Source organism: Candidatus Gorgyraea atricola (genome assembly GCA_030765235.1).
Taxonomy (GTDB): domain Bacteria; phylum Omnitrophota; class Gorgyraeia; order Gorgyraeales; family Gorgyraeaceae; genus Gorgyraea; species Gorgyraea atricola.
Map to the genome: position 1 here is coordinate 147,356 of JAVCCW010000029.1, position 13,186 is coordinate 160,541.

Genomic DNA, 13,186 nt, shown 5'->3' on the forward strand with positions numbered 1-13,186 from the left:
TGTGTAAGGTGTAATGTGTAATGAAAAAGGCAGTGATACTACTTTCAGGTGGAATGGATTCAGCAGTTACGCTTTTTCTTGCGAGAAAAAGAGGATACAAGGTCTACTGTCTTATTTTTGATTATGGACAGAGGCATAAAAAAGAGATAGGCTTTGCTAAAAGATTAGCAAAGTCAGATTATTTTGTATTAAAAATTAAGCTACCCTGGAAGAATAGCGCGCTATTAGACAGGAAAATCAAAGTCCCTGAGAATAGAAAGTCTTCGGGCGTGCCTGTTACATATGTCGCTGCCAGGAATACGGTCTTTATTAGTTTTGCGCTCTCATTCGCAGAGGCAATAGGCGCAAAGGCCATTTTTATTGGCGCAAATGCAAGGGATTTTTCAGGTTACCCTGACTGTAGACCCCTGTATTTTAAGAAATTCAATGAGCTGGTAAAGAAGGCGACAAGGTCCAGGGGAATAAAAATAGAAACACCGCTTCTTTACAAGACAAAGAAGGAGATAGTCTCTATTGGGAAAAAACTCGGCGTACCTTTTGAACTTACATGGTCATGCTACAAGGGCGATAGAAAACCGTGCCTCAGGTGCGATGCCTGCAGGCTAAGAGCAAAGGGGTTTAAATTATGAGTAAAGCCAGGATCATAGAGATGTTTACTTCTATCCAGGGCGAAGGGCTTTATGTGGGAGAGAGACAGCTCTTTATCAGGTTCCATGGATGCAATATCTCCTGCAGGTTCTGTGATGAGAAAAAAAGGAAGAAAGACGAATTTTCAGAATACGAGGCCTCTGAACTCATAAAGGAGATCGTGATATCCGGCAAGAGAAATATCTCTCTTACAGGTGGCGAGCCGCTGTTACACGCGGATTTCTTAAGAGAAGTGCTCCCAGCTTTGAAAAAGGAGAACCGAAGGATATACCTTGAGACAAATGGTATATTGACAGCCGAGCTTTTAAAGATATTGAAGTATGTGGATATAATAAGCATGGATTTCAAGCTTCCTTCCTCAACCGGCCTAAGGCCATACTGGGATGAACATTCTATTTTCCTAAAAGAAGCGGCTAAGAAAGAGGTGTTTGTGAAATCGGTGATTATTTCTCAGACACTTTTATCAGATATCAATACAGCCGCGTCTATAGTCGAGAAAGTAGATAAGAATATAACCTTTATACTTCAGCCAGCAAGCAGCAATGGTGGCTTGGAAAAGATAGATCTATTACCGATTTTCTTTGAAAGCGCGAGGGAGAGACTGTCTAATGTCAGAATAATACCGCAGATGCATAAATTTTTAGGAGTAAAGTGATGCGCACTGTAAATAGTGATCTCATAGTTAAGGCAGTCAAGGGGCTTTGCATAAAGGCAAACCTCGAGCTGCGGCCAGATGTACTTTCTGCGCTTAGGCGCGCAAGAAAAAAAGAAACCAGCGCCAAGGCGAAGCGTATGCTGGATATAATTATATATAATGCCGCGATTGCTAAACGCAAACGCCTTCCTATATGTCAGGATACAGGCATGGTGGTCGTGTATCTGGAGATAGGCCAGGATGTGAGGATAAAAGGTGATGTTAATAAGGCTGTGGCAGACGGCGTAAGAGGTGCATATAAAGACGGTTATTTCAGGAAGTCTATTGTAAGGGATCCATTGATGCGTACCAATACCAATACAAACCTGCCGCCAGTAATTCATGTAAAGCTCGTTTCTGGGAACAAGATAAGGATAGCCCTTGTAGTAAAGGGGTTTGGTTGTGAGAATGCCTCAAGGACCAGGATGTTCAGGCCCACTGATCCCGGTTCTTCTATTGTGAATTTTGTAGCTAGCATCATTAAAGAGCTGGGTTCAAAGGCATGCCCTCCTATGTATATAGGTATTGGTATAGGAGGTACGCTTGATAAAACAGTGTCTCTTTCCAAAGAGGCAATACTGCGGCCAATAGGCAAGCATAATAGAAAAGCGCACATTGCGAAACTAGAAAAAGAAATACTAAAGAGAGTCAATAAGAGGGGAATAGTGTTGGGTGTGAGTATCTTGACATACCCGACGCACATTGCAGGGCTGCCAGTTGCGGTAAATATTAGCTGTCATGCTACAAGGGATGCGAAGAAAGTAATTTAAGTTAGCTTTCAGCTGTCAACCTTCAGCTATCAGCTAAGATAATAAATTATGAAAAAGATAAAGCTACCTTTAACAAAAGCTGTTATAAAAAAACTGAAGCCTGGGGAGTGGGTCTTGTTGAATGGACCTCTTCTGACTGCTCGTGACGCGGCGCATAAAAGAATGGTTGAGGCAAAGAGATCGCCTGTTTCAATTAAAGACGAGACCATCTATTATACTGGGCCTACGCCTGCGAGAAAAGGCCAGGTTATTGGTTCTTGCGGCCCGACTACAAGCGCGAGGATGGATGTATTTACACCTGCATTGTTAAAGCAAGGCCTTCTTGGCATAATTGGAAAAGGCGAGAGGTCAAAAGATGTAGGCCGGGCAATAAAAAAATCTGGCGCAGTATATTTTATTACAATTGGCGGTGCTGGCGCGTATTTATCTGAAAAAGTGTGTTCGAGCAAAGTCGTAGCATATAAAGATCTCGGTACAGAAGCGATCCGTAGGTTAATAGTAAAAGATTTCCCGGCAATAGTAGCTATTAAATAATGGAGGATGTATGAGGAAGATAAAGATAAAGAAGAACACCATGAGATTTGCAGAAGGTTCATGCACTATAGAGGTCGGCAATACAAAGATTATCTGCACTGCGTCTGTGGAAAACAAGGTACCACCTTTTTTAAGAGGCAAAGGTACTGGCTGGGTAACAGCAGAGTATGGCATGCTTCCGCGCTCGTGTGGCACTAGGATACGAAGGGAGTCGTCAGCTGGTAAGCCCAGTGGCCGCACACAGGAGATACAGCGTCTTATTGGGAGGAGCTTGCGCTCAGTAGTCGATCTTAAAAAACTGGGCGAGAGGACTGTGTGGATTGATTGTGACGTGATACAGGGCGATGGCGGTACGCGTACCGCGAGCATTACTGGAAGCTTTATCGCGCTTATAGAGGCGCTAGTTTTTTTAAAAAAGGAAAATATTATAAGTGAAATCCCTGTGAATGATTATATCGCTGCAGTGAGCGTGGGAGTTGTCGACGGGAAATTATGCCTGGACTTGGACTATGAAAAGGATTCAAAGGCAGAAGTCGACATGAATGTGGTTATGACAGGCGCTGGTAAGCTCGTTGAAGTGCAGGGTACAGCAGAGAAGAACCCGTTTTCCAAAAAAGAGCTGGATAAGATGATCTTGCTTGCGGAAAAAGGGATCAAAGAACTTATTGGTATTCAGCGAAATGTTTTAAAGATAGATCTGTGATGGAGATCGTTGTAGCCACGAGGAATCAGGATAAGCTCGAGGAAATAAAGGCGCTTCTAAAAGGCCTGCGCATAAAGGTCGTATCTCTGAATAACTTTAAGGGTGTTCCAGAAGTAATAGAGGATGGCAAGATTCTGGAGGCCAATGCAAAGAAAAAGGCAGTACAGGTCTCACGTTATTTGAAAAAATTGGCAGTAGCAGATGATTCTGGGTTAGAGGTCCTGGCCCTTAGGAACAAGCCAGGTGTGTACTCTGCGCGTTTCTCAGGTAAAGGCGCTACGTATAGCAGCAATAATCAAAAGGTCTTGAGGTTGCTTAGAGATGTGCCTGCTGCGAAGAGAAAGGCATGTTTTAGATGCGTGGTAGCTGTTGCTGATAGAGGAAAGATAGTTGGCACAGTAGAAGGTAAGTGCAAAGGCAAGATAGGGTTTGAGCCAAGGGGTAAGGCCGGATTCGGATATGACCCTGTTTTTATACCCGAGGATCACAAAAAGACCTTTGCGGAAATAGGCATACGCAGGAAAAACAAGATAAGCCATAGAAGCAAGGCCCTGGTAAAGGCAAAGAAGGTTATAAAAAGATACGTTTTGACCCGTTCGACTTAGCTCAGGGTCAACCCTGAGCAAGCGAGCTCGCAAGCTTAATTAGTGCGAGCGCGTCGAAGGGTTGACTTTTTGAGGTAGTACTGATAAAATTATACGGCATGCCCAAGTAGTAAGGGGCGTGCCCCGTTCCATTTTTTCAATGAAATTGAAAAAATGGAACGGGGCATGGCTCAGTTTGGCTAGAGCACCTGCTTTGGGAGCAGGGGGTCGCTGGTTCGAGTCCAGCTGCCCCGACCACTGTCCCTGTAGCTCAGATGGATAGAGCATTTGCCTTCTAAGCAAAGGGTCGCCTGTTCGAATCAGGCCAGGGACGCCACCCTACGCTCACATGTGGCGATACTTCGCAGCAAGCTTCGGGTGGTAAACCACTTGACTTTAAAGCATGCTTGTCCTCCGAAGCATACTACAGAGATTGGCTATATTTGAGCGTAGGAGGACTTCGGGTGGCAAAGCCATCCATAACATGCTACTGTGAATAGCTATATGTGAGTGACGGGTGATAAACCATACCATCTTTAAGTGGCATGAGAAAAGTAGTATATATAATTTTATTTCTTCTAGTCATTGCTTCGCTGGTGGTTGGTTATCACTATGCAACAGAACATCTGAAATTGTTTGTTGCTAGATTTCTGGAAGAGAATTTTGAGGAGAAGATTTCTGTTGCTTCAGTAGGACTTGGATTGCCGCTTTGTCTTGAGCTGCGTGATGTGAAAGTAAATGATTCGATCGACATAAGGAATGTCAGGCTTTATCTAAATCCCAAGTCCTTTTTGACGAAAAAAGATTTTATGGTTTCAAAAGTCAAGGTAATAGACCCTGTTGTGAGGATAAAGAAGAAGGGGAAGAAGGGTTTTCAAGTCCTTAATTTTTTGAAAAAAGAAGAAGGCTTGGGTTCTTTAAAAGGATCAAGTTCAAATATTCATTGCTCCAAGGTATACATAAAGAATGGCACCTTGATATACGAGCACAAAGAAGGACAGAGCTTTCAACTAGTAAAGATCAGGGGGCGTGTTAATAGTCCAACTCTTTGTTCTCCAGGGAAAAGCATGTTCGAGTTTGACGCAAGCGGATTTTTTAAAAACAAAGATTCAGACTCCCTGGCGCCTTTGAGCCTGACTGGCATTGCCGGGTCAGATGATACAATAAACGCAAGGCTCCAGGTAAACGACATAAAACTGGCGAGTCGCCTGATAAAAGACCTGAGCGTCGATCTTAAAAGTGACATTGAGATCTCAAAAAAGACTTTAGTGGCCAGATGTTTAGTTGAAGGGAAGAATATGCCAGCTACAGGGAGTTTTATTTTACTTGTTAATTTTAAAAATAATCTAATTAAGATAAAGAATCTACAGGGCAATTTTTTAAAGTACATCCTTAATTAATACGACGCGGTGGCTATAGTGTAATGGCAGCACTAGAGATTGTGGTTCTCTTAGAGCGGGTTCAAATCCCGTTAGCCACCCCAGTTTTCTTGTAACATATTGATAATAAATGCGTTACTGGGATACCCCTGACGAGACGATTATAAGATTTTAAACAGGGGATAAGGAGTGAAAGCATGGATTTAAACTCTATTAAAGAATCTATTGTTACAAAAGTATACCATCTCACTTCAGATACAAAAGTCCCTCTGCATAAACACGAAAAGAATGATGAAATTTTTTATTGTATAAAAGGCTCTGGTTTTGGAGTTTTAGAAGATGGAGAAGTAGAGTTAAGTATAGGAAAAGTATTTATTGTTTCTGCTGGAACAATGCATTCGCTTAGAAGCGAAGAAAATCTTTATGTAAGTTCTTTTCTTGTTCCTGTAGTGGATGATAGCTTAGAATAATTTAAACTACATGCAATATTCTATTTGATCGATGGAGTTGGATAATAAACTAGTTCTAAACTCGCATAAGAAGAGACCCCATGGTTTGACGCGGCCGCCTTTGGCGGCCTTGCTCACCATGGTCCTGAGCAAGCGAACTCGCAAGCTTAACTATTGCGAGCGCGTCGAAGGGCCATCCGCCTCCTTCGTGCATGGGGCGAATCAAAAGGATCAAAGAGCAATTCTTAAAATCCCCTTGACATTTTACAGGATATGTTGTATACTTTTATACAGAGAGTTGTATAAATATATACAAGTAATTGTATGAAAGACTACAGAATAGATAATAAGCTGTTGCTGGATACTATTAGTGCGTGGAATAGGTTTCTTAAGAGAAAGGTGCGCCTTATTTCCTGTGGTGGTACAGCCTTGACTCTTTTAGGAATAAAAGCATCTACTAAGGATATTGATTTAATAGTTCCTGATTTAAAAGAATACGAGTATCTTATATCAATTTTAGAACAGCTGGGATACAAGTCTGTAACCGGCTCAGGGTGGACGAGGGGCGATGGTCTTGTCTTTGACTTCTTTAGAGGAAAATTTGTCCATACTACTGAATTATTGGAGTCACCATTGAAAGAGAAAAATCATACTTTGATCAAAGAATTCAGCTATATCTACTTAGGAGTTCTTAATTATTACGATCTTATAATTAGTAAATTGTTTAGAGGTAATGGTGTAGACATCGAAGATTGCAGTTCTTTAATAAAGGCAAAACAAAAAGATATAGACTTGAAATTATTAGAGCAGAGATTCAAAGAAACAGCCTCTTATGATATTTCAGAAGATAGGGTAAATAAAAATCTAAAGCATTTTTTGAGCACTGTTAAACAAAAAGGATTAAGCAATGGTCGATAAGAGTCTTTTGAGAAGATTAAATAAGTTAGGGTTCCCTTTATTTGAGACGGAAGAGGTGCAGGACGCAAATGCTACCTTAGCAGAAGTAGTGCAAAGTAAAGACCTTCGTCTATGGGAAGGATTTTCTTTATTATTGGCGAATAGCGCGGAAAAAGGACTTTTCGATTATGATGTGGTTAAGCATAGTCTTAAGAAGTTACCTGATAAAGTTGATTTGACAGCGCTATTAATAATGTCACTTGCCCTTTATAGGACTTTAAATATAAAGTTTTCATGGGCAGATAAATTATATAAGAATTTAAACGCCAAAAGTAAGAAAGAATTCAGCGCTCTTTTAAATAAGTTAAAAAAGGACGAAGACTTTAAACTTGGTGGGCGAGTGATGTCCAGTCAGAGATTGAAAACTATATTTGCTAACTATTATAATCAAAGAGACTCGAGTCTTAGCGAATTGCTTTCAGCAAGAGAAGAATTAGGCCTTGAATACGCATTGTCACAGGTTTTTTCCCCTAAACAAAAAGAGCTTTTTTTGAAAAAGCTAAAAGGCGAAAAAATGACTAAGACAGAAAAAGAATATTACTCTAGGGCCGTAAAAAAGAAAGTCTTGGCATTGGCGAATACAGAATTACATCGTCTATCGCGCAAGATAGCTTGATTTAAATCTTGCTATTCTAACTTTCTGGATGTAGAATAATCCATCAAATTTGCTTAGGAGGCACATTGAGTAGAGATACAATGAGTAGAGATACAATGCTTTTATATGGCAGGAATTCGGTGTATGAGCGGTTGAAGGCTAATCCGAGGAGCATAAGGACTGTGTTTCTGCAGGATGGTATTGAGCTTTGGCATATTGAGAAATTGGTACGCAAGAATCATATAGAGATGGCGCGTGTGAGTCCGAGGCAACTGTCCAAGATGAAACACCCTAAGGACCTGCAGGGTGTGGTTGCCAAGGTGGAGAAGTTCAGCTATGCTGACTTTGATGATCTGTTGAATAAAAAGACCACGCTTATTTTTCTGGATAGGCTTAATGATCCTCAGAATCTAGGTGTTATCATTCGAACAGCAGCGTGTTTTGGAGGATTTGCGATCGTTATACCTAAGTTTAATGCGTGCGAGGTTACAGAAGCGGTTTTACATGTTGCATCAGGCGGTGAGAATTTCATAGCAGTTAGTATGATCTCGAATATCTCAAGCTCCATACTAAAGGCAAAGAAAAAGGGATACTGGGTCATGGGAGGCGTTGTTGGTGACGATGCGCAGGACATTAACAGTATTTCTATTCCTTTTCCTTTAGGACTCATATTAGGATCAGAAGGTGGAGGGATCCGTCATGGCATTGACAAGCAGCTGGATGTAAAGGCGCGTATACCCATGAAGGGCGCTAATCTTTCCTTTAATGTGGCGATCTCCTGCGCCATCTTTTGCCACGAGATAGCCAAGCAGAGAAAATCATGAATATTCAGGATGCCTGGGGAAAGGCGTTAAAAAAGACAAAGATAATACGTCCTCGCGCGCAGGAGCTACAGACCTTTTCTGACACGAATATCTCGTATACATTTTTGGCAGAGGCATTAGTGAATAAGGGCGATACTATTGTAAGACAGGGCGAGGTTATGGTGGAAAAACCTGCGATCATACTACCTTCTAATCTGCCGCAGTTCGAGGGTTTTGATTTTGAGAAGGAATTAGAGATCGGTCACGAGATGGTCATGAATTTTCTTCTTGTAAGAGGTGTGAATTTTCCTTCCATGAAGTACAATAATAAAACAGCGTCGCTTAATATTTACGACGGCCACATAGAAAAGGCGATTTCGTATCACTCTGATATGTTGCAGCGCAAGGAAGACGTACATTCCGGGCTGGTTGTCGGACCTGAGGACTGCTGGCAGTTTTCAGTGCTGATCTTTATTTGCACCCAGATCGCCAAGTCAGCCAATAGCGACATAAGAAGATTGTTAGAGCGTTTCAATAAAGAAGACAGACCCCATTCCAAATTCTAGTCGATAGTCAATTTGCTGTTTGTAACTAACTGCGGGCAATTCTCGTAGATTATTTGATGATTTTTAAGAATTTGGAACGGGGCAAGCCTCGCTAATCCCCACCACCTAATGCAAAAGAAAAATATCAAGAATTTTACAATTGAAGAATTAAAGGAAGAACTGGGCAAGCTCTCAGAGGCATCTTACAGGGCGAATCAGCTTTTTGAGTGGATATATAAGAAAGGCGCGCGCAGTTTTGATGAGATGGGTAATCTGCCGAAATCTTTCAGGGATAAACTTGGTAGAGTTTTTTGCCTGGGAGGTGTTAAGCTAAAGGAGAGGCTTAAATCCAGGGATGGCACTGAGAAGTTTTTGTTTGAATTAGAGGACGGTGGTCTTATAGAGAGCGTACTTATACCAAGCAGCTCAAGAAAAACGATCTGCCTTTCCACGCAGGTCGGATGTAAATTTGGGTGTGCGTTTTGCGCAAGCGGCCTCAAAGGATTCAAGAGAGACCTTTTTCCGTCAGAGATCCTTGACCAGATTATTCTTGTGGGCGGTGAGATAACAAATTTTGTGTTTATGGGCATGGGCGAGCCGCTGGATAATTTTGAGAATCTGAAAAGAGTGATCGAGATAATGAATTCTCCATTAGGTCTGGGTATCGGCGCCAGGAGAATAACTGTTTCAACGTGCGGGATAATACCCGGGATCAGGAGATTTAAGGAAATAGATCTTCAAGTAAATCTCTCGATATCTCTTCACGCTGCCAATAATAAACTTCGAAGTAGTCTGATGTCTATCAATAAAAAGTATCCTTTGGAAGAGTTGATAGCAGCATGTAATGATTTTTCAGGAAGGATGATCACGCTCGAATATATATTAATCAAGGATAAGAATGATTCACTAAGGGACGCAAATGAACTTTCTCACATAGCTAAAAAAATAAAGGCCAAGATAAATCTCATTCCTTATAGTCCTGTGTCTGGGAAGAGATTCAAGGTGCCCACTGGGAAAGATATTGAGCTATTTCAGAAGAGACTGGTCAAAAACAGCGTGAATGTAACTCTTCGCGAGTCAAAAGGTAAAGACATCTTTGCTGCCTGCGGCCAGCTGGCAATGAAAAATAGTTGAAAGAATCTGACCCTCTTTTTGTGTCTATTATAATAGTAGCCCAGGTTTAAACCTGGGTTACTATTAAAAAAAGGGGGTTTTATTATGGCTATAGATAGCTGGCCTAAAGATGAAAGGCCAAGGGAGAGGCTTTTTAAGCACGGAGAGCACACGCTGAATAGTTCAGAGCTTCTGGCGATATTGTTTGGACAAGGGTCAGAAGGCAAGAGCGCAGTGGAATTAGGGAGCGAACTCATAACGCATTTTAAGACATTTCGCAATATGAGTCATACTGATATTGTTCAGTTGCAGGGTTTCAAAGGCATGGGCAGGGCAAAGATCGCCAGGCTTAGAGCAACATTTGAGATAGCCAGGAGATTTATGAGCGAGGAAAAACAGCCTGGATACAGGGTCAGATCGCCAAGAGAGGTAGCTGATTTTTTAATGCCAAGGTTAAGGGACCTAAAAAAGGAGATATTTAAAATATTGCTTCTAGATGGCAAAAATAATATAATAGATATACTTGAGGTAGAGGAAGGTTCGGTTGATCGGGCAGCGCCTCAGATCAGGGAGGTAATGGTAAAGGCGCTCCAGAATTTTGCCACAAGCATTATTGCGGTACATAATCATCCATCTGGAGACCCTGAGCCGAGTGAAGAGGATGTCTTGTTTACTGAGAATCTTAAGGCAGCAGGTGAAGTGCTTCAGCTGAACGTGCTGGATCATATTATAATAGGAGACAATAGGTTTTATAGTTTCACTGACGAAAAGCGCCTATAGCTCAATCGGATAGAGTGGCTGGCTTCGAACCAGTAGGTTGGAGGTTCAAATCCTCCTAGGCGCGCCACCCTACGTTCACATGGGGTTAATCTTCGTAGCATACTACGGATGGCAAGCCACCTTTAGTCTTCGAAGCATGCTACAGAGATTAGCAACGCATGAGCGTAGGAGACCTTTGCTCAAATATAGCGATTCTTCGTAGCATGCTACGGGTGGCAAGCCATTTGTGTGTTGACTACATATCTGTTCTATGATATATTACTGAAACTTGGGTAGTCGCCCCCATAGCTCAGCTGGTAGAGCAGATCACTCTTAATGATAAGGTCACAGGTTCGAGCCCTGTTGGGGGTACCATCCTACGCTCACATAGAGCGATTCTTCGTAGCATGCTACGGGTGGCAAGCCACCTAATTTTAAAAAGGGCTTGCCCGCCGAAGCAAACTTCGAAGATTAGCAGCACATGAGCGTAGGCGGGCGGATGGTGAAACTGGCAGACACGCTAGCCTTAGGAGCTAGTGGAGCAATCCATGGAGGTTCGACTCCTCTTCCGCCCACCAAATCCGCCGAAGGCGGATTTGATCCTGAGCGAGCGTAATGAGGCAACGAATAGGAGCCTCATAGCGAAGTGAAGGACCTTTGACAAAGTGAATGAGTAGAATTTGTCCCTCAGTGCCTACAATGCTCCTGCTCGTCGCATTGTTTAACGGCACTTCGGGATGAAATTTACTTCGTAAATTTCGCGGGAGTAGCTCAGTGGTAGAGCTTTTCGTTGCCAACGAAAAGGTCGCGGGTTCGAGCCCCGTCTCCCGCTCCAATTTCGCCGAAGGCGAAATTGATCCTGAGGATGTGACGAATAGGAACATCCGAAGGATCTAAATATTTTTACGCAGTCTAAAACAGGAGGATACACACGTGAAGATTCTTGATTTTTTGAACGAAAAGGCAATTTCGGCAAATCTGAAGTCACAGAACAAAAAAGGAGTCATACAGGAACTCACTGATTCATTGATCAAAGCAGGGGAATTGAAACCCCGGATGAAGGACCCAGTAGTCAAGGTACTCCTCAACAGGGAGGCGCTTGGTTCAACAGGCATTGGCCAGGGTGTCGCTATCCCGCACGGCAAATGCGAATATACGAAGGAACTCGTAGGCGCTTTTGGCGTATCGAAACAGGGTATAAATTTCGATTCTCTTGATGGAGAGCCAGCGTATATATTTTTCCTTTTACTCGCCCCCATAGAATCATCCGGTCCTCACCTCAAGGCACTCGCCCGCATATCAAAGTTACTAAAAGACAAATATTTTAGAGATTCGTTAAAGAAAGCAGAAAACGAAAAGGCTCTACTTAAGATCATAAAAGAAGAAGATCAGAGAAGATCATAAAATATGCGTAGATTAAAGTGGCTATTACCTGGGATGAAGGTAAAGCGCTGGATCATTACATGCAGTATAGGTGTAGCCCTTGTTGCAATAGGGTCTATCGTATTGATCGCTGGAAAATTTCCTGGCTCGCATGGACTTGGCATATCTGTTATCGTCCTTGGATCCTTAGTGATCATATACGGGATAAAGAGGATGGTGAAATCCTTCATCAAGGTGTTTTTACCCCAGGTAAAAGAAGGCGAGCTTGTAAATATAGTATACCATCATCGCCAGCTTGAAAAAGGCCCTAAGATAGTAGTGATCGGAGGAGGGACAGGCCTGTCAGTGCTTCTTCATGGGTTAAAAGAGCTCTCCAGCAATATCACAGCGATAGTGACTGTTGCTGATGATGGCGGCTCTTCTGGAAGACTGAGGGAACAGTTCGATATACTTCCTCCAGGCGATATACGAAATTGTCTTGTAGCGCTCGCAGACGCAGAGCCGCTGATGAGGGATCTGTTCCAGTTTAGATTCGGCAATGAGTCAGAATTGGCTGGCCACAGTTTTGGCAATCTGTTTATCACCGCGCTTTCCAAGGTTACAGGTGATTTTGAAAAGGCAATAAAAGAGTCAAGTAAGGTGCTTGCCATACGGGGAAGGGTCATACCTTCTACGTTTGACAAGGTCCAGCTTGTCGCAGAGCATCAGAACGGCCAAAAGACAAAAGGTGAGACAAAGATAGTAGAGCAATCAAGTCCCATAAGAAGGGTTTTTCTGGACCCTGTGAATTGCAGGCCCAGCAAGGAATCTTTCGAGGCCATAGATGACGCAGATATAATAATCCTTGGCCCGGGCAGTTTATATACCAGCGTAATCCCAAATCTTTTAGTGACTGGCATTGCCGACAGGGCTGCCCTGTCACCAGCGCCTAAGGTCTACGTGTGCAATGTAATGACTCAGCCAGGGGAAACAGATAATTATACAGCATTCGGTCATTTAAACACTATTATTTCGCATACCAGGCCAGATATTGTAAATAGCTGCATAGTAAATACAGGGACTGTTCCTTCGGAGCTGCTTAAAAAATATGAAGAAGAGAACGCATATCCTGTACTGGCTGATTCTGACAGGATCATTGAAAAAGGATATAGTGTGATTGAAGAGGATATTATAAATACTAAGGATTATGTAAGGCATGATCCAAAGAAACTTTCAAAGATTATCATAGACCTTGCCCTAAAGGCAAAGGCAGCAGCCAATAAACAGTGAT

Annotated in this window: 16 protein-coding genes and 7 tRNA genes; all 23 read left to right on the forward strand. The window is 42.5% G+C overall.

Features of this window, described 5'->3' with window-relative positions; translation table 11 throughout:
* Positions 1–20 precede the first annotated feature (20 nt).
* A complete protein-coding gene (queC, locus tag P9L93_06280) occupies positions 21–629 on the forward strand; it encodes a 7-cyano-7-deazaguanine synthase QueC (GenBank protein MDP8230694.1) in 609 nt (202 codons plus the stop codon).
* Complete coding sequence (locus P9L93_06285) at positions 626–1,303, forward strand: 7-carboxy-7-deazaguanine synthase QueE (GenBank protein MDP8230695.1); 678 nt, start codon at positions 626–628, stop codon at positions 1,301–1,303. The genes queC and P9L93_06285 overlap by 4 nt, the downstream gene beginning before the upstream one ends.
* Positions 1,303–2,112: a fumarate hydratase gene (locus tag P9L93_06290; protein ID MDP8230696.1), complete on the forward strand. Its 810-nt coding sequence runs from the start codon at positions 1,303–1,305 to the stop codon at positions 2,110–2,112. Before P9L93_06285 ends, P9L93_06290 begins: the two co-directional genes overlap by 1 nt.
* Before the next feature lie 48 nt (positions 2,113–2,160).
* Positions 2,161–2,646 (forward strand): FumA C-terminus/TtdB family hydratase beta subunit, encoded by a 486-nt coding sequence (locus P9L93_06295; GenBank protein MDP8230697.1) that lies wholly within the window; start codon positions 2,161–2,163, stop codon positions 2,644–2,646.
* A gap of 10 nt (positions 2,647–2,656) precedes the next feature.
* Positions 2,657–3,349, forward strand: coding sequence for a ribonuclease PH (rph, locus tag P9L93_06300; protein ID MDP8230698.1), 693 nt, complete (start codon positions 2,657–2,659; stop codon positions 3,347–3,349).
* Entirely contained in the window at positions 3,349–3,954 is a 606-nt protein-coding gene (gene rdgB, locus P9L93_06305; GenBank protein MDP8230699.1) for an RdgB/HAM1 family non-canonical purine NTP pyrophosphatase, read from the forward strand. Before rph ends, rdgB begins: the two co-directional genes overlap by 1 nt.
* Positions 3,955–4,113: 159 nt before the next feature.
* A tRNA-Pro gene (locus tag P9L93_06310) sits at positions 4,114–4,191 on the forward strand.
* Between the two features lie 2 nt (positions 4,192–4,193).
* A tRNA-Arg gene (locus P9L93_06315) sits at positions 4,194–4,270 on the forward strand.
* Between the two features lie 208 nt (positions 4,271–4,478).
* The gene (locus tag P9L93_06320; protein MDP8230700.1) at positions 4,479–5,333 is read left to right on the forward strand and encodes a hypothetical protein; all 855 of its coding nucleotides are present in this window, start codon (positions 4,479–4,481) and stop codon (positions 5,331–5,333) included.
* 9 nt (positions 5,334–5,342) lie between these two features.
* Positions 5,343–5,416: transfer RNA gene (locus P9L93_06325), tRNA-His, on the forward strand.
* Positions 5,417–5,509: 93 nt separating this feature from the next.
* On the forward strand, positions 5,510–5,782 hold the full coding sequence (locus P9L93_06330) for a cupin domain-containing protein (GenBank protein ID MDP8230701.1): 273 nt from the start codon (positions 5,510–5,512) through the stop codon (positions 5,780–5,782).
* A 303-nt stretch (positions 5,783–6,085) separates the two neighbouring features.
* Positions 6,086–6,679 (forward strand): hypothetical protein, encoded by a 594-nt coding sequence (locus tag P9L93_06335; protein ID MDP8230702.1) that lies wholly within the window; start codon positions 6,086–6,088, stop codon positions 6,677–6,679.
* Positions 6,669–7,334 carry a hypothetical protein gene (locus tag P9L93_06340; GenBank protein MDP8230703.1) on the forward strand — a complete coding sequence of 222 codons (666 nt, stop codon included), beginning with the start codon at positions 6,669–6,671 and terminating at the stop codon, positions 7,332–7,334. The genes P9L93_06335 and P9L93_06340 overlap by 11 nt, the downstream gene beginning before the upstream one ends.
* Before the next feature lie 65 nt (positions 7,335–7,399).
* Positions 7,400–8,137: an RNA methyltransferase gene (locus P9L93_06345; GenBank protein MDP8230704.1), complete on the forward strand. Its 738-nt coding sequence runs from the start codon at positions 7,400–7,402 to the stop codon at positions 8,135–8,137.
* Positions 8,134–8,682 (forward strand): hypothetical protein, encoded by a 549-nt coding sequence (locus tag P9L93_06350; protein MDP8230705.1) that lies wholly within the window; start codon positions 8,134–8,136, stop codon positions 8,680–8,682. Before P9L93_06345 ends, P9L93_06350 begins: the two co-directional genes overlap by 4 nt.
* 108 nt (positions 8,683–8,790) lie before the next feature.
* Complete coding sequence (gene rlmN, locus P9L93_06355) at positions 8,791–9,795, forward strand: 23S rRNA (adenine(2503)-C(2))-methyltransferase RlmN (GenBank protein MDP8230706.1); 1,005 nt, start codon at positions 8,791–8,793, stop codon at positions 9,793–9,795.
* Positions 9,796–9,879: 84 nt separating this feature from the next.
* Positions 9,880–10,554, forward strand: a complete 675-nt coding sequence (gene radC, locus P9L93_06360; GenBank protein MDP8230707.1) for a DNA repair protein RadC — start codon at positions 9,880–9,882, stop codon at positions 10,552–10,554.
* Positions 10,545–10,621: transfer RNA gene (locus tag P9L93_06365), tRNA-Arg, on the forward strand. Before radC ends, P9L93_06365 begins: the two co-directional genes overlap by 10 nt.
* 211 nt (positions 10,622–10,832) lie before the next feature.
* Positions 10,833–10,908: transfer RNA gene (locus tag P9L93_06370), tRNA-Lys, on the forward strand.
* Positions 10,909–11,026: 118 nt separating this feature from the next.
* A tRNA-Leu gene (locus P9L93_06375) sits at positions 11,027–11,111 on the forward strand.
* Between the two features lie 182 nt (positions 11,112–11,293).
* Positions 11,294–11,368, forward strand: a tRNA-Gly gene (locus tag P9L93_06380).
* Positions 11,369–11,466: 98 nt separating this feature from the next.
* Positions 11,467–11,937, forward strand: coding sequence for a PTS sugar transporter subunit IIA (locus P9L93_06385; protein ID MDP8230708.1), 471 nt, complete (start codon positions 11,467–11,469; stop codon positions 11,935–11,937).
* A gap of 3 nt (positions 11,938–11,940) precedes the next feature.
* Positions 11,941–13,185 carry a YvcK family protein gene (locus tag P9L93_06390; GenBank protein MDP8230709.1) on the forward strand — a complete coding sequence of 415 codons (1,245 nt, stop codon included), beginning with the start codon at positions 11,941–11,943 and terminating at the stop codon, positions 13,183–13,185.
* The last annotated feature ends 1 nt before the right edge of the window (position 13,186 follow it).